Here is a 21338-nt window from a genome sequence, read left to right as displayed (position 1 = left end):
AGATCTGCCAACTGCGTCACGAGGACGTAGTAGAGATCGAAGGCATCTGGTGCATGAAAATCATGCCTGAAGCCGGATCTGTAAAGACGGCCGGATCTGAGCGCATTATTCCGGTGCATCCAGCACTGGAAGAGAACGGTTTTCTCAAATTTGCACTTCAGAAGAAGGCGGGCCCCATATTCTCAGAGCTGTCGCCTGATAAATTCGGGAAACGCGGTGGCAACGGAACGAAGGTTATTGGACGTTTTGTTCGGCAGCTTGGAATTACAGATCTTCGTATTTCGCCGAGTCATTCTTGGCGTCACCGAATGAAGACCCTAGGGCGCCGCTATGGCCTTGCCAAAGATATTCTTGAGGCAATAACCGGCCATGGTTCGAAGTCGGTGGCGGACGCCTATGGGGAATTTCCTATAGAAGCTCTTTACCGTGAGCTCTGCAAGCTGCCACAGTTGACTTTAAACGAGGCAAAATAGGCGCACCAGACGATGGAAATGACGGAAGATCAGACGCCTTCTCAGCCCGACCTTCCGGCAGGCTGGGCAGTGGTCCGCGTTGACCATGCTGGCGCCGTTCGCCTGGGGCGCCAGCGGTCTCCGGATCATGCCACGGGTGATCACCTGACGAAATATGTGCGAGCCGCGAACATCACCGCAGCAGGTCTCGACCTCGATGATCTACTGGAAATGAATTTCACGCCGGCAGAGCAGGAAGTATTCGGTCTTGAGATTGGTGACGTCCTGTTGACTGAAGCATCCGGGAGCGCCAGCCAAGTTGGAAGATCGGCCATATGGCGGGGCGAGGTGCAACCCTGCTGCTATCAGAACACGGTCATCCGTTTTCGCCCCCATCTAACCACGCCGGAGTATGCGCTGATCGTATTCCGACAAATGGCAGTTCCGGCGCCTTCGCCCAAGCTGCTCGAGGTGTGGGCATTCAGCATCTCGGCGCTTCGCGATTCGCAGAACTAGACTTTCCATTGCCGCCGCTGAAGGAACAGGCGCGGATCGTTGGAATAGCTGACCAACGCTTGACGGAAATCCGCGAGGCCGAGACGCGACTACAGTCCGCATTGCGGCTTTTGGACGAGCAGCTCAGAGAGGTGCTCGCCGCCGCCGTTGCCGGTGAGTTGGTCGCGCAGCGGGATGAAGAGCTTTCCGAGTACAGCCGCGCGCCAGCGAGTGCGGCGCGCGCTGAACCGGATCTATTCGGTCAAAGCGAACGGGTGCCTAACCTAGAAGGCTTCGACCCGGTGCTTCCGGCGGGCTGGGCTTGGTCGCGCGTCGATGGAGCGGGCGAGGTGACTCTCGGGCGCCAGCGTTCACCCAAGCATGAGCGCGGCAAGCACATGCGGCCCTACCTTCGTGTCGCCAACGTCTATGAGGACCGGATCGACACCTCGGACGTACTCCGCATGAACTTTGAGCCTGCGGAGGTGGCCATCTATGAACTGCGTGACGGGGACATTCTGCTGAACGAGGGGCAGAGCCCTGAGCTGGTGGGGCGCCCGGCGATCTACCGGGGTGAGGTGCCGGGCGCGTGCTTCCAGAATACGCTTATACGCTTTAGGGCGTATGAGCACGTGGACCCCAATTACGCGCTATTGGTCTTTCGACATTATATGCATTCGGGGGTTTTCAAAACCGTTGCCCGGTGGTCGACCAACATTGCCCATCTAGGTCTGGAGCGATATCGGGCGTTACCGTTCCCGACGCCGCCTTTGGCGGAGCAAACGAGGATTGTGCAGGCGGCGCGGGATCGGCTGCGCATCACGCAACAACAGATATCGGCCGTACAGACCTCGTTGGCTCGCCTGCCTGATCTCGAGCAGGAGTTGTTCGCTGCGGCCGTGGCCGGAGAACTCGCTCCACAGAATCCCAACGATGAGCCGGCGTCGGCGCTCGCAAGCAGGCTGGGCGGTCCGCCGCAGGCTGTGACTGCGTTGACGGCGAAGCGCCCGGGAGGAAGGAATATGCCGAAGCGTAAACCGCGCCCGTCGCGACAGGCGGAGCCAAGTCCTGATTTGACGTCCGTCCTCCGCGAGAATGGCGGAGTTCTTCCCTTGCCGGATCTTTTCGCACTAGCCGGATACAATCGCGACATGCCCGAGCATGTCGAACTTTTCTACCTAGCGCTTCGGGACGGCATGAATGCGAGCTTTCGGCTGAGAGGCGAGGCAACCGAGAACGCCGAAGTGGAGCTCATTGATGCGGCTTGAGAAAGTCAGGATCGGCTCCTTCAAAAACCTTCGTGACCTTAACGTCGTCTTCGACGAGCTTTCACCTTACACCGTTCTCGTCGGCGAGAACGGTGCCGGTAAGTCGAACCTGATCGAGGGGCTAGCGCTGATCTTTCGCAACCTCGATCTCGATGTGGAGGCCCCCTTTGACTACGAGCTACAATATGAGTGTCGTGGCAATACTATATCGGTCAAGGCGAAGGCCGACCAGCATCCCAGCTTTCGGATAAAGCGGCCTGGCGAAGAGGCGTTCGCCGAGTTGCCCCGTAAGGCTTTCATGGCGGAGGACGAGGATGGGCGGCCTCGCCATCGGCCAGCGTTTGTTTTCGGCTATTACTCTGGTCCCAGCGATCGGCTGAGGTCGATCTTCGAAAAACATCGGGAGCGCTTTTACAGCTGGATAATCAAAGCGCCGGAGCAACGCGGAAAGGCGATCACTGACCCGAATTCGTTGCGACGGCTGTTCTACGCCGAAACGCTGCACGGCCAGTTCGCCCTGATCGCCTTCTTCATGGAGGCAAGTGAGGCGTCAAAGGCCGACCGTGATTTCCTTCGCGACCATCTGCAGATCGAGGGTTTGGACAGTGTCCTGTTCGCTCTCAAGGAGCCGCCGTGGAAGCGCAAAGGCGGCGATCCACGTTTCTGGAGCGCGGTGGGCGAAGTTCAGCAGTTTCTCGCTTACCTTTACGACAAGGCGCTGCTGCCGCTCCGTATAACGCGGCGAATCTCGATCGACTTGACCAAGAACCCGATCGTCCAGAGCTTGTACCTGTTCCTCCCCAACACCGACGCGCTGGCCGAAGTTTACCGAACCTATGGCAACCAATATGCCTTCTTCACGGCGTTGGAAAGCATGCACCTATCGAAAGTGCTCGGCGAGGTGCGCACTCGCGTCCAGATGACGCCGGAAGCTGGCGGCGGAAACGTGACCTATCGCGACCTGAGCGAGGGCGAACAGCAGTTGTTGCTCGTACTCGGGCTTCTGAAGTTTACCGCGAGGGATGAAGCTCTCTTCCTGCTCGATGAGCCAGACACCCATTTAAACCCCGCTTGGAGCACTCAGTATCTCAGTTTCCTCGACCGTTTCATCCGCGATCGTGACAGTTGCCATATTGTAATGTCGACGCACGATCCGTTGGTATTCGCTGGATTGAAGCGCGAACAAGTGCGGATTTTTCGGCGTGACGAGCAGGGGTGCGCCATTGCAGACCCTCCAGACCAAGACCCGCGGGGCATGGGCGTCGCAGCTATCCTCACAAGCGATCTCTTCCGGCTGCGCACCACGTTGGACCCCGAAACCCAGGCGGATCTAGATAAGCAACGCCTGTTGGCCATGAAGGAGAACCTAACTGATGACGATCAAGCCGAACTGGCGCGGCTGCGGGAGGTGCTGCGCGGGCGCGGTTTCGACCTGACGCAGCGCGACTCGCTGTACCAGGAGTTCCTGAAGGCCTGGACTGCGCAGGAGGACCCTCGCTGGCGCAAGACGGTGGAACTCACCCCTGAACAGCAGCAGGCGCGGAGCCGTCTAGCGGCTCGCATCGTCGAGGAGCTGCGTCGCGAACAGGGCATGTCTTAACGCAATGCAGTACATTAATTTGGAAGATATCCTGCCCTACATCCGGCATCTGCTCGCCGATCTGCAAACAGCGCAAGACCTCGTCATGGCCGAAGTCGACCCCCGCCGTCGGGCTGCACTGATTGAGGCCAACCAGAACCGGTGGACTGCGTTGCGCGACGCCTTCGAGGGCGCGTCGGGCGGCAAATGCTGGTACACCGAGTGTGAGAATCCTGGCGCGGACAACGACATCGACCATTTCCGGCCAAAGGGTAAGGTAAAAGAGGACAGGCTTCACTCCGGCTACTATTGGCTGGCCTTCGACTGGCGCAACATGCGGCTCAGCTGTCAGCGAGCAAACCGGCCACGGATTGCTCCGGGCGCCCGCGTTGCGGGCGGAAAATCGACCCATTTCCCGCTTCTCGCGACTGGTGTGCGCGCAGTTGGGCCAAGCGACGACATCCGTCTCGAGCATCCAGCCTTGCTGGATCCCACCGATCCCGGGGATCCGATTTTGCTGACTTTTTTGCCGAACGGCGAGATCGATCTGTCTCCGCAGTATCGCGGAAATGACGTCGCTGAAGCCAAGATCGCCGCAAGTCGATTGGGCCTGCACCTAAACTGGCCAAAGTTCGTGGAGGGCCGCATGACCCTCTACAACATTATTGAGCGCGACGTAGAGCGCGGCAAGCGAGAAGCGCCGAACGACTACCTTGGGATGCCACAAGCCTCTCAAGCTTTCAAGGATGTGATCGGCGACCTCAAAAGACGGCTGAACCCGAGGGCTCAGTACGCGGCTGCTGCCAAGGTCTACGTCGAATCGTTTCGTGATATTTGGTGGATTAACGACGTGGTATTGAAGCTCTGATTATGGTGGGAACCCAGCAACGTGCCGATGGCGCGCAGACTCTCGTTCGCCGCCTCTGGCAGTACTGTAACATCCTGCGGGATGATGGCTTGTCTTATCCAGACTACGTCGAACAGCTCACTTATCTGCTGTTTCTCAAGATGGCGGATGAGCAGGCGGGAGAGATGGTCCCGAAAGAGCTCTCGTGGAGCGTTCTTGCCAGCCTTGACGCGGTCGAGATGCACGCGCAGTACACTCGTATTCTGCCCGCGCTCGGTGAGCTGGGAGGAATGTTAGGCCTGATCTTTGGCAACGCTAAAAACAAGATTCGCGATCCCGCAAAACTGCGGCTTCTGATCGTTGACCTCATAGGCCAAACAGAGTGGACGGGCCTATCCAATGATCTGAAAGGGGACGCTTACGAGGGACTGCTCGAGAAGAATGCGCGCGACACCAAAAGCGGGGCAGGCCAGTATTTCACGCCGCGTCCGTTGATCGAAGCCGTCGTCGCTTGTGTGGATCCGCGTCTGGGCGAAGTCATCTGTGATCCAGCGTGCGGCACAGCCGGGTTTTTGCTTGCGGCGCATGATTACCTTCGCGAGAATAATCCCAAGATAACGCCCCGGCAGCGTAAGCAGCTTGCCACCAAGGCGATCCGCGGGGTTGAACTCGTAGAGGAGGTTGCGCGTTTAGCCACGATGAACCTGCTGCTGCATGGCGTTGGCGGGAATGCCGAAGATGAACTGCCAATCGCCTGCGAGGACAGCTTAAAGGCACCACCCAAGATGCAGGTCGAAGTGGTGCTTACAAATCCTCCGTTCGGCATCAAAGGCAGCGTAACTTATTCACAAGGGAAGTCGTCGCGGGCCGACGACAGCCTTACGATCGTTCGCCCTGATTTTTGGGTTCAGACCGCCAACAAGCAGTTGAACTTCATGCAGCACATCGTGGCGCTGCTGAAACCGGGTGGCCGTGCGGCTGTCGTCGTTCCCGACAATGTTCTTTTCGAGACCGGCGCCGCCGCATCGGTCCGCCGTCGCTTGGTGGAGACATGCAGGTTGCACACCATCCTGAGGCTTCCGCCGGGTTTATTTTATGCCGCTGGCGTCAAGTCAAATGTCATCTTCTTCGACAAACCGTCTCGCGGTGTTCGCGGTCCTGCTGAATCGATTTGGGTCTATGACCTTCGGTCTGACAAGCGCTTTTCACTTCGCACCAAGCCACTGCAGACTGAGGATCTTCGCGAATTCGTGACCTTGTTCAAATCCGATCTCCGGGAAAGCGGCGAGCGACATCGGCAATTTGCAACGTCTCATGTCCTCGCAACTTCTGACTGCCGACTCGATCTTTCGTGGACCGCAACCGGAGCGACGCGACGCACGCCTGGCCTCGGTCGCCTCGATGAGCTGTCGGAGTTGGTGGCGGATGATCTTCGGCGCGCACTAGATCTCATCTCCAAAGCGAAGAAGTGACGGTCGTGGGCAGCGTTGGCCATGTTCAGGCAGGTGTCCGATGGCTGATGACCAGACATTTTGTCGGCCCTCGATACTGAGAGAGCGACGATCCAAACGAGGCCTTCGTTTGATATCGGTGGTACCGGCGCTTGCCATCGTGGATCGATAGCGCGACGCGGTCAGCAACGCGCTTCGAGGCAAGTCTGCATTTGCCGAAAGGGCCCGCGCTGGTTTTGCGTCCTTTCGATTTGGCGGAGATACATCGGTCGCCAGATCTGGGCGAGAGCTGAAAGGCGAGAAGCACGCTTCATCCGCAAATCAACTCGTGCTGAGAAACTTTCTTGTCGGGACGCATACGGATGAACGTGGGATGGCGAAATTTGCCAGTGGCCGTGAATTCCATGCAACTGACCTCAAGGATTTGGCCGACGAGCGTACCGGCCTGCCCCTCGGTCCATAGTTCTTCCCGTTCCTGATCGGAAAAGCCCGAGCCGACGTTACCGAGCGGCGTATGGACGATGCCCAGGCGGCCGACGTGCTTGCCGCGGCCTTCGACAAAGCCGATGATTGGCACGTCGTGCGTTTCTTCCGGCTTGACCTTAATCCAACTGTCACCTTGTCGGAGGACCAGGCCCTCGAAGCCTAACGATCGCGACCGGCTTAGATGGTGGAGGATGGCGTCGGCGGTCGGGTTGAGGAGCGTGCCAAATTGGAGCCGCGGATCGAGCTGATCTATTCCATAGAGGTGCTCGGGACGAATGGGCGGTGTGTCGAACTTACGGACCCGTGTGCGGGTGGCGATGATGGTGTCACGAAAGGAGTCAACATAGAGCTCGCAGTCTCGCGGGCCACCATTCCAGCGCGGGATATTGTGAAGGGGCTTGCCCGCGCGGCTCTGCCAGCCGAGCTCATCATGCCAGATGGCGCGTACGCCATCGACCTTGAGTGACACGAGCCACTCGCCGCAGAGCGCTTTGCCGTTCCAGGTGAAGGGCTTGTTGATGCTCTGTTCCATGAATGCCTCTCGTGACGGCGTCTTATCCGGGATTCAGTCGGAACTATGCGATGTTGCGTAGACCGTGCGAATATATCTCCTCAGTCGGCTGTTGTTTCCATATCACTCGTTTAGATTGCATTGGACCGTCTCGCCGTTTTTGCGGAAGTCCGCGTAACCCTGGGTCGCCGTACAGAAGTCGAACGTGATGCCATGCTTTTCAGCGCGCCAGCCGTACTTCGCGCAATCCTCCGTTTCTCGAAGGCGATAGGTCTCGCCTTTCCATTGGAGGATGTTCTTCGTGTCATCGACCTTCAGTTGAGACGTTTGGCCGCTCTTTTTACAGATGTAGTTATAGGTCTCAGCGCAGGCCGACGATGAAACGAGCGCGGCGAACGCGCCAATCAGAATGTGCTCCATTTCCCAGTTCCTCTACGGCTTGGAGGCCACATCTGCGCACACGTAGGTCTGCTTCTGGAGTGTGAGCGTGAACGCATCGAGGCGTTTTGCGTGGCCTCAATTCACGCTGCCTCGGCCGGTCGTTCCGAACGAGCCGTCGTATGATGTCGATGATCCGAAAGTGGATCCCTTGACCTGACCACCTGTGATGGTCTCATTGTTCGTGGAAAGGACTAGGTTCTCGAAAACCGTCTCGGCCTTATCGCGCGGGTCGATCCAAGTGGTCTCGTCGCCCGTGAAGTGGACTTTGACGGTGATGGGGGTGGATAGCTTGGTTGTGGTTTCGGCTTGGGTTGAGCTTTGCTGGAGTTGGCTTCGACAAATGAGAGTGTAGTCTTCAGACTTCTTGGAAGTAGTTTCCAGCGCATCAAGCTGGAAGCCGTCAATGCGTGCGCAGGCCGGGATATGGGTCGGCTGTTTCTCTTGGACCGAGATTTGACAGCGGTCGTCCTCAGCGACGATGTAGTGGAGGTTGGCCGAGGCGGTAGAGGCGCAGCTCGTAGTCTCCCCGGTGTCGCACACGGCAGTGCCTGTACCGAGAGCGTTTTTGAGCGGGGATCCGTGATGGTTGCTTTGCGTATCACGAACTCGGTCGTCGAAGGTTCTAAGTCGGACGACTATGCGACCATCTTTGTCGAAACGACGTCGAACTGTCCATCTGGCCCTGTGACGACAGCGCAGATCAGGCAGCCTTCTTCCTTGGCGTAGCGTACGTTGTATCCGACGAGCCGGCGCTTGAGCGCTTGCCTAGAGATGCTTTCACCCAGGCGAACGAACAGTCCGGGCTTCGCTGTATGCGTTATGGCGTTCACGCCGACGACGAAACCCACGGACGCACTTCGGTCAGTAGTTAAAGCCTGGGCGAGTTGCGCGAGTGATCTTTGTTCTGACGAAGCAACCGACGGTGCGGCGCTGGCGCAAAGCAATAGGGATACAGAACTACGGATGGCATCGCGCACTCGGCACATTCCTGTTCACCTTTAAAAGACTGCACCTCGATCAATGCCTGATGGTAGCGAAGAGCATACTGACCGGACGGTCACCAGAACGCCGGTACGAGAAAAGCCAAATAGTGCGCGGACGCTGCCTTCTCTAGTACGGGATGGATAGCAGGATGCTGACCACGAACGTCGCAATCCAGCTGATCCCGTAGCTTGGAAATTGTTTCAAACGTTTAGCTCTGATGAACAAATATGCAGGCGCGAGGAAGAAGCCGAAAGTGGTCAGCCACTTGTCAGAGTAACCCGCTCGCTTGAGTTGGCGTTCGTCGGCGAGGCACAGAGCCGCATTGATAAGGGCCGGGACGACGAAGGCGAGCAGATCGAGCGCCCGGTGCGGCTGGAGTGGATCGTCCATCTTTATCGCGTCGATCACGCCGCCGAACACTCCATACGGGATCGGCGCAATGGCCACGATCCAGACGAGCGCATTGTTGATGCTCGAGGGGGCAACTGGCGGAGGAGCGTCTTGGAGGGGGGCCCCGAGTTCAGTGGACTTCAGTGGCTGCCAATCTGACAGCCCTTTCCGCCAGACGGAGGTGTCCCCGCTGATGCGGTTCGCCTGGAGAAAGTCGAGCAGCGCTGCCGCGGGGAACGGACCTTTGCGCTGACCGTTCTCGGTGAAATACCAATCTTGGGAAGTCGAATCGTCGTTGTTCGTGGTCTCGCTCATCGTTGCCCCAGCATTCCGATTAAGAGTTGTTCGTGTGGAGGTTTCAGTTTCTGTGCCGAGAAATTACTGAGACAAAGCAACAGCCTGGCTTTGTATGCGGTCTCCTCGGTCCCCTTGCTCCATGCTCAACATAAAACTGCAAATATGGACTATACTCCCTAGAGACTATATGCCCGGTGTTGCTCAGTCTGGCAATGCGGGATTGGCCTGTTTTATTCGGGAAGAATGTTCGTAAGTATCGTCGGCAACGAGGGCTTACGCAGGAGCAGCTTGCCTTCGAAGCTGAAATCGATCTGACCTATGTCGGCGGGATCGAGCGTGGGAAGCGCAACCCGAGTCTTTCGGTGATGGCCCGTATCGCTGAAGCTCTGTCCATCAATTTGATCAAGCTTCTCCAGGATTAGGCCAGGCCGGCCGGCGCTCCGATTTGTCGGTGACGCTGAGCGCAAAGCCGATGAACCCGCAGATGGGGGCTCGACGACCGTTGCGGTCGGGCGAATGAAGAGCAGCGATATTCTACGTTCAGCTGGCTTGGAGGAACCGCCACGGCTTGCATGAATAGGCGTCGAAGACCGCGGCAGTCAGTGGGCCACCGAAGACTGCGCCTGTGTCGATATTCAGTCGGTTTGAGCGAATTTCTGGCCTGCGATCGCTGGTCGGCAATGTCCATGAACAATGAGACGACCAAAGTCCTTGTTGGAAGACAAAAACGGCTCTTTGATCCAGAGCAGGTCAGTTTCGTCCTGCAGGTTTAGTGCTCTGTTGGGGTGGATACCCGCGTGGACGAAGAAGCGCCGGCCATCGTCATGGAATTTTGGGAGTTGCCGGAGCCAGTCGACCTGAGCCTTTGGAAGATGTTTTGGGTCGGAAACGTCATAGCTTCTGAGCGTCTGGCTGCCGCCATTGCATAGCCAGCTCTCCTCGAACAGAGAATCGTCGAACGCTACGAGGAGCATGTCCTCGTGGTTACCCATAAGGCAGATGACCTGATCCGGCCGTGCCTTCTGCAGATCCATGAGCAGTTCGATGACACCCCTGCTGTCGGGGCCTCTATCGATGTAGTCGCCAAGGAAAATGAGCGTCGCATGGCGTCCTTCGGCATCTGCTTCGCACCGCGCAAGGAGATCACGGAGTTTGTTCGAGCAGCCGTGAATGTCTCCGATGGCATAAGTCAGTGTCTGGTGCGGAAGTAACCCCGGCTGTGCCGAGGCTCTTCCTCTTCGTACATTGCGAGTCATCAGGTTACGGCACGTTTCCAGGTCCCTCACGGGCCGATACCCCTCATCGCTGCTCTGGGAAGATTCGCACGAAGGATGGTGGGAAGCACAGATCGCTCCTTCACGGACGGTCCGTGCCCCGATTGAGATGGAACGGCTTGATTATGCCACTATGCGACCCCTGATCCGCGCTTCGGCAGCGTAAGCCGAAAGTGGCTTGTCCGCGACGAAATGCATGTCGCGTTCAACCGGCAACCCGAGGCTACCGCGGACCTGAAGGATTTCGCTTAAACTCATAAATCCCAGTTCCGGGCAGCCAAAACCAAGATCTGCCAGCCCGAATAAAACGTCAGGTTGATCTGCATCACACTCGGTAAGGAGCCATGTCGCAGATCCGTCGGGTGTAAACAGCTTGACGACGGGCTGATGATCCCGCTCCGGCGCCAAAGCGTTGACCAGCAGCGCAACTCGATCTTCGATGGTGAGGAGCGAGGTCTCAAGCATGCTTGCTCTCCAGTTCCTGCCGACGGTTGCGCGGTTGCTTGGCCGACGAAGCGGCAACGTTGGAGCCCTTGGCGGGAGCGTTGGGGGGCGCCGTGTCGGCGTATTCCGCCATGGCTAGATGGAATATGCGCTCGAAGTCGCAGTATCGCCCCCACAGCGCCCTCGCGAGATCAACGGCGCCGGCCTGACGAATGGCGTCGATGACAGTTTCGAGCGTGATTGCCTGGAAGCGGACGCGATCGTAGTCCAGATCGTCTTCGGGGATCAGTTCGTTTCCGAAGATGCGAATGGCTGCTTGCACGCGGCGATTGAGGCGTGGTGCAATGACGATGAACATCGCCTTGGGTGTTATGCCAGAGTCGACGGCCATCTGGGCGAGACATGCCTCTCGCCAGAACTGTTCACAGGCGACCGACCTCAGAACGAGAGAGTCTGGGTCGTTGAACAGCTGGACGCGTCGCGATGCGAGTTGATATTGCTCGCGCGGGCGGGCCGGAGGGCCTTCTTGAGTCTCCGCGTATTTGCATTCAACGAAGACAGTCGCGCGATCACCTTCGACGTCTGTGATCTCTAGAGCTAGGTCGAACGCGGTGCCGTCTTTCAGATAACGAGGGTCATCCCGATCCCGTTCGCGGCTTGGCGCCGTTTCGAACCTTAGACTGTGAACCTGCTTGACGAAGTTAGGCAGGAGCAGGCGGAAGGTATTCGTTGCTAGTTCGACATCCATCGCCAATGGAGCAAAGACGTTGAAGCACATCGGCATGGACGATAACGCGTTCCCGAACAGCCGTTCTTCATCGTAGCAAGCGCCTTCCTCCCGCATGATGAGTTCACGGCGGACGAAGGTGTGGACGGCAGGAGAGATGAAGTTGCGGCCAGCGCGTGCGGCCTCTGGCGACAGTAGGGATTCGAGCGGTATGACGACCTCGCCTTCGCCGTCCTTGCGAACATAGTGGCCGGTCGGGATGCCATTGTCACGAAGCCAGAGATGTTGGAGCAGGCGAGCCGCGCTTTTAAACCTCGAATCCTGAACCCCTGAAACGCCGTGATCTTTAAGAATGGATGGTGGGACGAGGGGAATGCGCGGCAGCTGCGGCGCGGTGAGGAAGGATGACATCTAAATCTCCAGACGCACAGGAGCGTGCTGGAGGGATTCGGAGCGAAGCGAGTAATGTTGACCTCAACCCAACGTCAGATTGCGCGTGAATATCTGATCTGTTACGCGAACGCGCAGATGACAACGCTGCTCGATTCGCCAACGCTGATGCACAAATCTGCAAGATGAAGCCGCGCCGACACTCACGTCTCGCCTTTGCTCTTTCCACTCTCACTACGTTAAGCTTGGGAAGGAGAAGGCAAGGGAAAGGAAGCTAAGGTGGTGGAAGTAAGGGCAGAGTGCAGGCAACGCATGTGGCTTTGTGAAAATACATCATGTCAAGCCTCTTGTCCTGAAGGAGAAGCCCGGTGAGTCTAGCGTTCTTAGAATAATCTACCGTGTATGTGCATCGAAACTAAAAGAATCTTTGACGAATAAGAAAGTCGCAGCAATGGAAGCGCAACAGAAGCCGATTGGTTTGTCTCAAGAGAGTTTACTGGCCGTCGCACGACAGTGGCGTAAACTTCATCCTCTGGGCACGCGCGACGAAGAACGAAGCTCACCGCTAGCGGTTGAGGAAAGAATTACTCGAACGAAAGAGCAGGGCGCCGTCTACCAGGACGTTATTGCCGAGGTCGGTAAGCTTCTCTCAGTCGAGGGTTTAGCGGAGCTTATAGCGATCTTCTCTATTGGACGAGATTCAGAGCCAGCTGAAGAATTAAACGAACTGGTTGCACATTGGCGGCGCGAGCTCGCAACGTCACTCACGTTCGATCGCGAAATAGCGCATTTCGTAGAGAAGACGAATTTCCTCGCATGTGTTCGCGAAGGTCTCGCTAGAGTGGGACGAGGCGAGATTGCTCGGTCACTTGAACACATCTGAAGACGAACGCGATTTCGCTTTCACGCGCCGCCGTTCATAACGCTTCTCTTCCCTTGGAGAGCTTGATCCTTTAGTTAGGGAAAGGAAGGGAGGGGAAGGCAGAGGGAAGGGAAGGCAGAGGGAAGGGAAGGCAGAAGCGCGAAGCGGCATTCTTAAGATAATGTTTGTCAAGTATTTTTCCAGGATCTCGCAGCCGCCTCGTCCCACCGTTACGCCCTATCGTGTCGCCATCCTCCGAGCGTTCCGAGACTTCCTTCTCGGTACAATCCCGAGCGCGATTTGCAAGTTCCCCTCGCTACACATTCAAACGCGCGTCTCCCGTGATAACCACGCTATCTATAATTATTTTGCGGACGGTAAGCAGCAATAAGCATCTTGCGATGTTCATGTGGTGCGGTCTGCTCGATCACCATCGACGTTGATGAAATGCGAATCTGTAACGCCTCGGGATTTGGCGAACTGAACATCGCGAGCGTCTGCGCGTAGAAAGGAATTTCGATCCTGGCAGATTGAGATCTGATCGCCGGCAGGAGGGGGCATGAGACTGTCGCAGCGCCTCCTGGTACGGCAACGCTAAGCGTCAGTTCATCCGACATCTCGTCTATCTGAAGAATGGTCTGAGCGTCTCTAGCAGTCGACTGCAACGCAACAATCGCGACTGCGTCGCTAAAATCAGCAGCGGCTACCTGGATATGACCAATCTCGTCTTTCTGAACCGGCCACTCCGGCAAAGCAGAGGCGCCTGGAAGCGTAACGCGGATGGATCCGTCGTAGAGGACAAAACTGGTTTCGTTAGCGATTAGTTTTGTTCTGTCGGGCTTCAGCTGCCCGAGCAAAACATTGAACGGCTTGGCGCAAGATTGTCGAAACCTCAGCTCCATTGACTTGAACCGATCTGACGTCACCGAAAGGCAGGCTTGCGGCGACATCCCTCGTGCTTCCTCCCCGACAATCTGCAACGTCGACAATGGATAACCGATTGCGCCATCCTCTCCTGCAAAGGTTCGGATCGCGCTTACGGCAGTCCTGATTGTTCGCGGATCTACTGGCGTCCCGGCAACCGGATCGTTCGTCAAGGCGTCAATACCGACCGCTGTCAGGGTGAGTGGACATTGGATCGTGAATGTCGCTTCCAGCCGCAAGATGCCCGTAAATCCCTCCTCAGCTATAAAGTCGTCGATGACCATGCTGCCGTGTTCCGGCAAATCGCCGACCGCGAGGGCGGCGAAGCTGTCCTCTGCCAAATCCAGGTGATAAGCGTCACCTGCATTTAGGCCGCTCACTTCAAAGATCGGGACGACACTCTCAACGCTTAGCTCATCTGACGCCTCAAGCCTCAACTCGCTCGAAGAGATCACAAGTGTAAATCTGCCGTTAGCTGCAGCAGCGCAGACCGCAACCCAAGCATCTCGCAGGGCGGCGAGATCCAAGCGGCAGTGTACGCTCCGTGGGGCATGGGGCTGGTAGATTGCTAAATCGGAGGATATGGCCGTTTCATTCATAGCGTCACCTTTGCGCTGACCATCACCGAATATTTCGCATCATTCTGCGGATTCTCGAAAACAACAGCATTTCCAGCAACGGCAAGCTCGACATTCGCATGGGATAAAGTGATACGTAGCCCCTTCAGCATATGCGCCGCTTTCAAGCTAACTTTGATCGGGCCGACGCTTTGCCCATCTCGATAGGCGTCCAATTTGCCGCTGATTACGCGGGCCGTCTGACCTTCGTCATCGGCTCTGACTAATAAAGGCTCATTTCCGCGCTGATCCGAAGTCAATGTCAGCATCCCATCGTTTTTGAGCATACGGACGGAGCGTTCAACAAAGGTCAAGAAGTGGGCGGCGGGCGTTAAAATGGTATCAGTGATACTCTTTGCTGGAACGTTGGGAAGTTCGTGCGGGACTAGCTCGAACCCAAACGTCAGATTGTCATTTTTCATGACGCAGAACTTGTCGCTGTGCCAGGCCTGAAAGCTCGATCGAAGCTTTAGGGCCGGAAGCAGCCACCGCAAAAAATGCGGTCTAAATGCGATATCGAGACCGTCAAATACGCTCGATTCTACCTGCGCGGCGATGGAAGCCCGCATTGCACGCGCGATCGAAGCTTTAATCCGAATAACATTGAAACTCGGTTCATCCTCATCCCGGGGAGCTATGGTGCCAAGGAAAAGTAGAGCGCTTCCGACTGTGGGGGTGGCCATGTCCGGCCGTGGCACAGCGAGATCGACATTGGACAGGAGAGCGTCGGTGTGTGCCGGGAAAGACCTCGCCGAAAAGGTCATGATCGGCCGACGGAAGCGAGCCGAGCTGAATCGGATTATCTCGTTTTTGATGCGAAACGTCGCAATCTCCCGAGCCGCGCGCGCAACCGCCTTGAGGTCGTCGAGAGCGACGATAAGGGTCACAGTCAATCCATCGCGAAGATTCGTGGCTGCTCCCGGTGTAAAGTACTCGATGAAGCCATTGCCTTGGTTGCCCTGCCATGCGGCTCCATCGGACGTGATGGTAATACGGCATCGCCGATGCTCTTTGGATTGAAAGCGCATCAACAAAGACAGTGTTCGGACAATTGTCTGCAGCTCGCCGCCGCTGATGCCGAAAGCGATTTCGTCTGACTCCAGCTCTTTCGCTCCGAGCTCAGGCGGCAATAAGCCGACAGACCCCTTAACGATCTGCGAGTCCTTGAGAGTGCCGAACTCTTCGTCCTCGGCAGCTTCCGGGTGCTCCTCATCGAATGACCGCAAGAACTCGTCGAATTGCTGGTCTGATCCACCGTCGACGGTGAAAAAGCCTGTTGGGTCTATCGGTGGCGGACCATCTGCCCGGCGATCGTCTTTAATGAAGTCGCTAGGCGCACCGGAATCGGATGGATTGGGGGGCTCGGCGGGAGAGGTGCCAGAGATAGGATTGTCAGATTGATCAGGCTGGTGCCGGTCCGATACGTCTAGTGCCCCGTCGACGGGCTTATTGTCGTTTGTCATATCAATTTGCTTTTGAGCGTTCCGTACGAACAGCATATAGAAGATTCGTGTAAGCCCGGAAGGGGTTATGTATCGACTGCCCCGCAGAGAAACGCACGCATGACATCGGGCAACCTAAGTCTTTCCGAGGCATATCGGCCTCGAAGCTTCGACGAGTTTATCGGGAAGAGTGAGCTCGTCGACTATCTTCGGCGACAGATTAGTGAAGAGACCGGCCGAAGTGTCCTGCTGCACGGGCCCGCAGGATGCGGAAAGTTCTCATTGGCGAGCGTTTACGCGGCAGGCCTGCTCTGTGAAGCGAGCGCTAATCGGCCTTGCCGCAAGTGCGGGTCGTGCTCCAGCTTACAGTACGGCCGTCATCTGAATCTAAGGGCATTTGAGTTCGGCCAGGTTGACGATGAGAAATTTGCGAATGAAATCAATGACGATGTTCGCGTCGAAACAATGGGGAATGGCCGCTTCGTCGTTCTAATCAACAGGGCAAATCTGCTTTCGGTCAGAGCATTTGAGTTGTTACACGATCAGATGAAGAGGTCGTCGGTTCGAGTGACATTCATCATGTGCGTCGATGACATTAGTGCCCTGCCTGACAAGACAAGGACGTTGTTCTTTCCCCTAGCGGTGAAAAGGCCAAACTTTTCTGACGCGACAGACTACCTGCGTCTGCTGCGAGCTGAAAGCGGCATTGAGATAGAGAACGACGCAATCGAGGCTTTAGCTGATTTAAGCCGTTCATCGTTCCAAAGTCTGGCCCTCGATCTGGAAGTTCTTGCTCAGCGCGGCCGGTTGGCGGCCGCGGATGTCGTGGACTATTTCTTGGCGAGTCCGATGGCAAAGTATGTAGATCAGGTGGTCAATAGAGAAGACTTCCGCGAGCAGTTGCTGACGCTGAACGAATGGGATGTATCACCAGCAGAAAAAATCGAAAGGATTGGAAGCTATCTCAGCGATATCTTTGATCTTCAATTTGGTTTGCGCCCGGGTAGTACTCGCTGGTCGGAGCGGTTTGCAGATCTGTCGGATCGGTTAGGGATGTATTTCCGCTCGACGGGCGGAAAGCCGCGCGCGTTCATGACACAGATGTTGCGTATTTGGGATCAGGAGCCAATGGCTGGGCCAACGACGCTTAGGCGCAAAGCCAGTGAATTCGATGGATTGTTGACCGTTGCCGCTATGGATGTGTCGCAACCAGTTAAGATTGCTCACGAACTGCGCAGAACCTCACGCCGAACCCGCGAATATGGCGTAGCAGAAGTCGCTGCGAAGCGGAAATCGGTCGATCCCGAGCCGGCCGTTCGCGAGGTGGACTTATCGCTCAGTCTATCTGAAGCAAGGAAGCTCTGGGATGGTGCTTCTTACATGGTCCAAGCCTACGGCGTGCTCTTAAATGCGGCGATCACGGTGCGCCATGCATCCTCGAATGCCGGCCTCGGGACCTTACCTGAGCACGCCATCACAAACTTTTTGCGCGAGCTCCGAATGTTAGTCGCGCGAACAAGGACTGATCCGGCAGCCGAGCTGCATACACTCTACGCGCATCAGACGGACAAAGAGGGGCGCGTCATTACGCGGATTGTTGGCCACATTCCCGGCTGCAGGCGCGATCCGAAAGCCTGGATTAGTTCTTTTTTCGGACGCCCCTCGGTGAGCGCTTCATTAGAGGGACTTGATCTAAGCGTCTCGTCTGGGAAGGAGGCGTTCGCGAAGCATCTTTCTCTCATCCAGCGCCTATGCGCGGGTCTTATGCCCTGCTCACCTGAGCATCAGATATTTCTGAGGCGAGCAAAGATCGATACGCGGCTCATTGGATGGGCGGTCGGCGCCAAGTCCACTACGCAGCGTATTGGCTTGTCACGGTTGATCGATCAGGCAGCGCAGATGAAGGCGTCCGATGTTCTGGATGTCGTATATGTTTTTGATCAAGACGGCGATCCCTGCTCTGGGTGGGAATTGGCGGAGTACCGCTACCGCCAGGAGATTGCAGAGCAGCGCTTACAGCTAGAAGAGGCGGCGGCATCGAGCGTAGATAGTGGGCTCGCGCTCTCGCGGGTACGCGAGGAATGGGCGCAAACGAAGCTAAATAGGCAAGCTCGTCGGCCTCATTTTCATAATTCCGTTAATGGGCGTACGAATGGGGCGTCATCGAGGTTAATTTAAAAAAACCATGAAAAATCAAATGCTTAAATGAATTTCTAAGCTGTCCGCACTGAAATTAGGGGTGCTATAATACTTTTGCCTTTCATAGTTCTGAGAACGTCGTTTCATAACCTGATGGCTATGCGCGATTGAGCCTCTCGTAACCCAGACTTTCGCCGGAAAGTGCGCATCGGCGACTTCTTTGTCTGTCGCGAACGCGTTCGCAAGGTTAGCGGTATGTCCGCATGCAGGATTTGCACAGCCATTGGGAGGTCGTAAATGACGAAGTGCAGAGAGACCGGAATTTACCCGTTCACGGTGCGGCGCGATGTATTGGTGGGCTGGTGTTCTGCATCGTTCGGAACGTGACGGAGTAACGGACATCACCTACCGCAGCGATGCTGTGTTCCCAGATGTCCCTTGACGGCCCCGACATCAGGTAAAGTGATCGAGGCTCGGCGTCGACGGTGAATCTCTGCCATCCCGATCCCAGCCGTCGCCGGAACCGCAGCTTGCAGGGAGCGCCGAGAGAAAGTCCGAACACGAGATTGAAATGCGGTTTGTCACGGTGCCAGCCGATGCCGGCGCCGACGTCGTATTCGGTGCAAAGCGCTTGGGAGATTTGCGTGCCGGTACCGCCGAAGCGTTCGACGCGGTCGATGATCCCGTCTAGCCAGTGCGGGATCGGCGCTGCGCTTTTTAGGCGACGGAGTGTGTAGTCGTAGCTGAAGCCGAACGACGCGACCTGACGCTTGCCTTCGAAGGCGCCGAACTGGAACGGCTCAAGCGGCAGGCGTGCGATCTCGTGAACGAGATCCCGTTCCTCGCGTTCGGAAACGAACTCTCGCGCGTAACGGAACCCTGCGGGGCCATCCGCCTCGCCGCCAAAAATATCGAGTTGCTCCATCGCAAATCCTGGACTCTAGGTCGCCGGCGTGAAACGCCGCTACACCCGCTTTGCTAGATGCGGTTGCTCAAACCTGCGGTCAATCTGCAAAAGTCGTCCCGACGTCCGCGCCGGATGAGATCGGACAGTTCGTGGCGAAAAGGGCAGATCGTCCCTGATCGCGTTGTGGGGTGCGTTACTCTCGGCGCGCCGCGGACGCCACCGATCCAGCATCCCGGCAGTCCTTCTCAGAATGTCAGGCCGTCCGAAGATGCCCGAAAACATTCAATCATGCAGCCATCAATCGGCACGAAGCGGCGCAAGCCAGGCATGCTTCCACGCAGTCCTGCATGTCTCCGATCCTCTCGCAGTCTTTGGCGCATTCAGCGCAGATCTCCGCGCACTCCCGGCAGGTATGCTTGTGGTGGGGCGTCCCAATCAGCATGAAATGGGCCGAGGTCCGGCACATCTCCGCACACGCGACCATAATCGGAAATGCTTAGGTTCCACATGCTCGCCGCCGAGTTCGAGGCAATGGTTCATCGCCATGTTCGTGCAAACGCCGTAGCACCTGAGGCAATCTTCGATGCAGCGCTTCATATCGTCGGTCATCGCCATGGTCTCTCCTTTTCGATCGATCATGAGAAATCTTGAACCGTTGCGCTTCTGCGCGACATTGAGGGCGGAGCGATTTGGTCGCGCCTATGAACGACTAAACTCGGTCTTGTTGGCGTGGCCGCTATTTCCGGATCGCGCCGATCTGTGTGAGGAACGTCAGATTGTCTTCGAGGTGCCATTGTCGGTGATCTTGCCGTCCCTGACGCGCAGGATATCGGTCGCGATAAAGTTGATGGGTTGGCCCTTGCCGGCGACGTTGCGGAAAACTCCCGTGAAATGTCCGTGAACCAGATGTGGGAAACGACGCGGTCGGACGCCACGATCCGCTGGCGCACCGTCGCCTTGACATCCGGCACCGCGGCGAGGAACGTCTTGGAGGCGGCGGCGGGGCCTTCTGGACCCTGTTCGCGCCCCGGCGGAAGCGTGTGATCGCCGGAATCGCGCCATGTGCCGGCCATGAAGTATGTTGAGCCCCGCCCCTACGCCAAACCCAAAGCCGCCGCTGCAAAGCTGATCGAGATCGCTCAAGGGCTCCGAGTCGATGAAGCCGGGACTTCTGTCAGCTTCGTTTCGGCCATTGTCCACGGTGTTCCGTGGCTTCCTCTTGCCGACGGAAGCGCTCGATCTCATCGTCCGTAAGTCTCGAGCGCAGCTCGGCCCAGGCCGCTTTGAAGCTGGCCTTGCCATCCTCTAGGTCGGTCGCGACGCCACTGCCGCGAGCGGGCTTCACGGTGCCGCTGTACGTGATAGTCCAGAACCAGCTCGGCTTCCCGTAGGCGATGCCGGACTGCTTCAATATCCGGCCGACGGCCAGGCCGCGCCAGATCACCAGCCAGTCGTCATCGTACGCTATGCCTTCGAAGGTCATCTTGCGGAGCCCGAGCTGCTCGTCCGTCATTTCACGACGGTAAGCCGCCCGTAGCCTCGGCTCAATCTTTGCTGAGGGGCGACCACGTCCTCCCGATCGAGGATCTCCAGCATCCGCTGCAGCACCACCTCTGGATCGCGCGGGCCTGACTCTACGTAGGTGTGCAGCACCGCCTGGGCGTCTTCCATGGCTTTGTTGACGATATGATGTCTCGCATCACCGGTCCCTCGCGAGCTTACGGGAGTTGCGCCATGGCGGGTCTTTGCGCTTCGGGTCGTAGACCGGCGCGACGGGATAGAGTGCGCGCATGGCGCCCAGCCTGGCGAAGTCGATCGGACCGCCATGGTCTGCTGCCTGCAGGACGACATGGAGCGCCGTCTGCCAGGCCGGCTTGGCGACCTCGGCCTCCGGCAGCTTCTCGATAAATCGCCCCGCGTCTTTTAGCGTTCGGATCTGTTCTCCGTCGGGGAGAGGGATAGGCTCGGGAAAAGCCGCCGCCCAGCTCATTGCCCAAGCCTCAACGCCAGCTGTTTCTCCGGGCTAACGTGCCGGTGCATGAAGTCTTCAAGCCAAGCCGGGACGTCATCGTCCGATCGGTCGCAACGGTACTTGATCTCGGCGGCGATCCCGGCCGTGACGTCATGCGACCAATGTTCAGTGGCATTGAACGCGACTAAACAAGGGGGATCGCCATACTGGCCGGACATCAGGTCCGAGATCACGGTTTCGAGATCGGTGCCGTAAATGTCGGCTTCGCGCCAGACGCAGCGATCGCCAAAACAATCGACCACCAGATATACGGTGTCATGGACGCCGCCCGGCACAAGGGAAGGGGACCAACTCATACGCAACTCCGCAACTGAACGGCGGACCCAAGCCGATCGCAGTTGATTCGTTCCTGCTCGCGCCGTCGGCGACGGAACGCGAC

General features: G+C 57.2%; 24 protein-coding genes and 2 pseudogenes. 9 read left to right on the top strand and 17 right to left on the bottom strand.

The features are described 5' to 3' along the window. The 6 genes and pseudogenes from ACIQ17_RS07725 to ACIQ17_RS07700 all read left to right on the top strand — a co-directional run. A pseudogene (locus ACIQ17_RS07725) lies at nt 1-473 on the top strand (integrase); the annotation flags it as partial. A 12-nt stretch (nt 474-485) separates the two neighbouring features. Continuing rightward, on the top strand, nt 486-968 hold the full coding sequence (locus ACIQ17_RS07720; RefSeq protein WP_398467092.1) for a hypothetical protein: 483 nt from the start codon (nt 486-488) through the stop codon (nt 966-968). 8 nt (nt 969-976) lie between these two features. Next, nucleotides 977-2215, top strand: a complete 1239-nt coding sequence (locus tag ACIQ17_RS07715) for a hypothetical protein (protein ID WP_398467090.1) — start codon at nt 977-979, stop codon at nt 2213-2215. After that, on the top strand, nt 2205-3815 hold the full coding sequence (locus tag ACIQ17_RS07710; protein ID WP_398467088.1) for an AAA family ATPase: 1611 nt from the start codon (nt 2205-2207) through the stop codon (nt 3813-3815). The genes ACIQ17_RS07715 and ACIQ17_RS07710 overlap by 11 nt, the downstream gene beginning before the upstream one ends. Nucleotides 3816-3819: 4 nt before the next feature. Beyond that, on the top strand, nt 3820-4662 hold the full coding sequence (locus ACIQ17_RS07705; RefSeq protein WP_398467086.1) for a hypothetical protein: 843 nt from the start codon (nt 3820-3822) through the stop codon (nt 4660-4662). Between the two features lie 2 nt (nt 4663-4664). After that, nucleotides 4665-6113 carry an N-6 DNA methylase gene (locus tag ACIQ17_RS07700; protein ID WP_398467084.1) on the top strand — a complete coding sequence of 483 codons (1449 nt, stop codon included), beginning with the start codon at nt 4665-4667 and terminating at the stop codon, nt 6111-6113. A gap of 289 nt (nt 6114-6402) precedes the next feature. Here the strand turns inward: ACIQ17_RS07700 and ACIQ17_RS07695 are convergent, their stop codons facing one another. From ACIQ17_RS07695 to ACIQ17_RS07675, 5 genes are all read right to left on the bottom strand, one after another. Then, the gene (locus ACIQ17_RS07695) at nt 6403-7110 is read right to left on the bottom strand and encodes a hypothetical protein (RefSeq protein ID WP_398467082.1); all 708 of its coding nucleotides are present in this window, start codon (nt 7108-7110) and stop codon (nt 6403-6405) included. 102 nt (nt 7111-7212) lie between these two features. Further along, entirely contained in the window at nt 7213-7509 is a 297-nt protein-coding gene (locus tag ACIQ17_RS07690) for a hypothetical protein (protein ID WP_398467080.1), read from the bottom strand. A 96-nt stretch (nt 7510-7605) separates the two neighbouring features. Further along, the gene (locus ACIQ17_RS07685) at nt 7606-8070 is read right to left on the bottom strand and encodes a hypothetical protein (protein WP_398467078.1); all 465 of its coding nucleotides are present in this window, start codon (nt 8068-8070) and stop codon (nt 7606-7608) included. A 95-nt stretch (nt 8071-8165) separates the two neighbouring features. Next, nucleotides 8166-8378, bottom strand: coding sequence for a hypothetical protein (locus tag ACIQ17_RS07680; RefSeq protein WP_398467076.1), 213 nt, complete (start codon nt 8376-8378; stop codon nt 8166-8168). A 262-nt stretch (nt 8379-8640) separates the two neighbouring features. Further along, entirely contained in the window at nt 8641-9219 is a 579-nt protein-coding gene (locus tag ACIQ17_RS07675) for a DUF4339 domain-containing protein (RefSeq protein ID WP_398467074.1), read from the bottom strand. A gap of 176 nt (nt 9220-9395) precedes the next feature. On the opposite strand from ACIQ17_RS07675, the gene ACIQ17_RS07670 reads away from it, so the two are divergent. Next, a complete protein-coding gene (locus tag ACIQ17_RS07670; RefSeq protein ID WP_398467072.1) occupies nt 9396-9623 on the top strand; it encodes a helix-turn-helix domain-containing protein in 228 nt (75 codons plus the stop codon). A 213-nt stretch (nt 9624-9836) separates the two neighbouring features. Here the strand turns inward: ACIQ17_RS07670 and ACIQ17_RS07665 are convergent, their stop codons facing one another. The 3 genes from ACIQ17_RS07665 to ACIQ17_RS07655 form a co-directional block, all read right to left on the bottom strand. Continuing rightward, nucleotides 9837-10457 carry a metallophosphoesterase family protein gene (locus ACIQ17_RS07665; RefSeq protein WP_398467070.1) on the bottom strand — a complete coding sequence of 207 codons (621 nt, stop codon included), beginning with the start codon at nt 10455-10457 and terminating at the stop codon, nt 9837-9839. A gap of 141 nt (nt 10458-10598) precedes the next feature. After that, a complete protein-coding gene (locus ACIQ17_RS07660; RefSeq protein WP_398467068.1) occupies nt 10599-10940 on the bottom strand; it encodes a DUF2958 domain-containing protein in 342 nt (113 codons plus the stop codon). Next, on the bottom strand, nt 10933-12057 hold the full coding sequence (locus ACIQ17_RS07655) for a PGN_0703 family putative restriction endonuclease (protein WP_398467066.1): 1125 nt from the start codon (nt 12055-12057) through the stop codon (nt 10933-10935). Before ACIQ17_RS07655 ends, ACIQ17_RS07660 begins: the two co-directional genes overlap by 8 nt. A 406-nt stretch (nt 12058-12463) precedes the next feature. Between ACIQ17_RS07655 and ACIQ17_RS07650 the strand changes: the two genes are divergently transcribed. Continuing rightward, nucleotides 12464-12919 carry a hypothetical protein gene (locus tag ACIQ17_RS07650; RefSeq protein ID WP_398467064.1) on the top strand — a complete coding sequence of 152 codons (456 nt, stop codon included), beginning with the start codon at nt 12464-12466 and terminating at the stop codon, nt 12917-12919. 332 nt (nt 12920-13251) lie between these two features. On the opposite strand, the gene ACIQ17_RS07645 is transcribed toward ACIQ17_RS07650, so the two are convergent. Together ACIQ17_RS07645 and ACIQ17_RS07640 are read right to left on the bottom strand one after the other, a co-directional pair. Then, a complete protein-coding gene (locus ACIQ17_RS07645; RefSeq protein ID WP_398467062.1) occupies nt 13252-14349 on the bottom strand; it encodes a hypothetical protein in 1098 nt (365 codons plus the stop codon). A gap of 68 nt (nt 14350-14417) precedes the next feature. Beyond that, on the bottom strand, nt 14418-15902 hold the full coding sequence (locus ACIQ17_RS07640) for a hypothetical protein (protein ID WP_398467060.1): 1485 nt from the start codon (nt 15900-15902) through the stop codon (nt 14418-14420). Between the two features lie 99 nt (nt 15903-16001). Between ACIQ17_RS07640 and ACIQ17_RS07635 the strand changes: the two genes are divergently transcribed. Next, nucleotides 16002-18059, top strand: coding sequence for a hypothetical protein (locus ACIQ17_RS07635; RefSeq protein WP_398467058.1), 2058 nt, complete (start codon nt 16002-16004; stop codon nt 18057-18059). Between the two features lie 292 nt (nt 18060-18351). Here ACIQ17_RS07635 and ACIQ17_RS07630 read toward each other — a convergent pair whose 3' ends face one another. The 7 genes and pseudogenes from ACIQ17_RS07630 to ACIQ17_RS07600 form a co-directional block, all read right to left on the bottom strand. Continuing rightward, nucleotides 18352-18945, bottom strand: coding sequence for an alpha-ketoglutarate-dependent dioxygenase AlkB (locus ACIQ17_RS07630; protein WP_398467056.1), 594 nt, complete (start codon nt 18943-18945; stop codon nt 18352-18354). A gap of 268 nt (nt 18946-19213) precedes the next feature. Further along, nucleotides 19214-19542: pseudogene (locus tag ACIQ17_RS07625) on the bottom strand (four-helix bundle copper-binding protein). Between the two features lie 20 nt (nt 19543-19562). Next, nucleotides 19563-20000 (bottom strand): ester cyclase, encoded by a 438-nt coding sequence (locus ACIQ17_RS07620; RefSeq protein ID WP_398467054.1) that lies wholly within the window; start codon nt 19998-20000, stop codon nt 19563-19565. Nucleotides 20001-20101: 101 nt separating this feature from the next. Next, nucleotides 20102-20440, bottom strand: a complete 339-nt coding sequence (locus ACIQ17_RS07615) for a hypothetical protein (RefSeq protein WP_398467052.1) — start codon at nt 20438-20440, stop codon at nt 20102-20104. Further along, nucleotides 20437-20598 carry a hypothetical protein gene (locus ACIQ17_RS07610; RefSeq protein ID WP_398467050.1) on the bottom strand — a complete coding sequence of 54 codons (162 nt, stop codon included), beginning with the start codon at nt 20596-20598 and terminating at the stop codon, nt 20437-20439. The genes ACIQ17_RS07615 and ACIQ17_RS07610 overlap by 4 nt, the downstream gene beginning before the upstream one ends. A 28-nt stretch (nt 20599-20626) precedes the next feature. Then, nucleotides 20627-20917 (bottom strand): hypothetical protein, encoded by a 291-nt coding sequence (locus ACIQ17_RS07605; RefSeq protein WP_398467048.1) that lies wholly within the window; start codon nt 20915-20917, stop codon nt 20627-20629. Then, nucleotides 20914-21255: a hypothetical protein gene (locus ACIQ17_RS07600; RefSeq protein WP_398467046.1), complete on the bottom strand. Its 342-nt coding sequence runs from the start codon at nt 21253-21255 to the stop codon at nt 20914-20916. Before ACIQ17_RS07600 ends, ACIQ17_RS07605 begins: the two co-directional genes overlap by 4 nt. Nucleotides 21256-21338: the final 83 nt, after the last annotated feature.

The organism is Tardiphaga sp., assembly GCF_044340795.1.
In the GTDB taxonomy this organism is placed as follows: Bacteria; Pseudomonadota; Alphaproteobacteria; order Rhizobiales; family Xanthobacteraceae; genus Tardiphaga.
The sequence above is the reverse complement of the archived record's forward strand: the minus strand, read 5'-3'. Positions and strand labels throughout refer to the sequence as shown.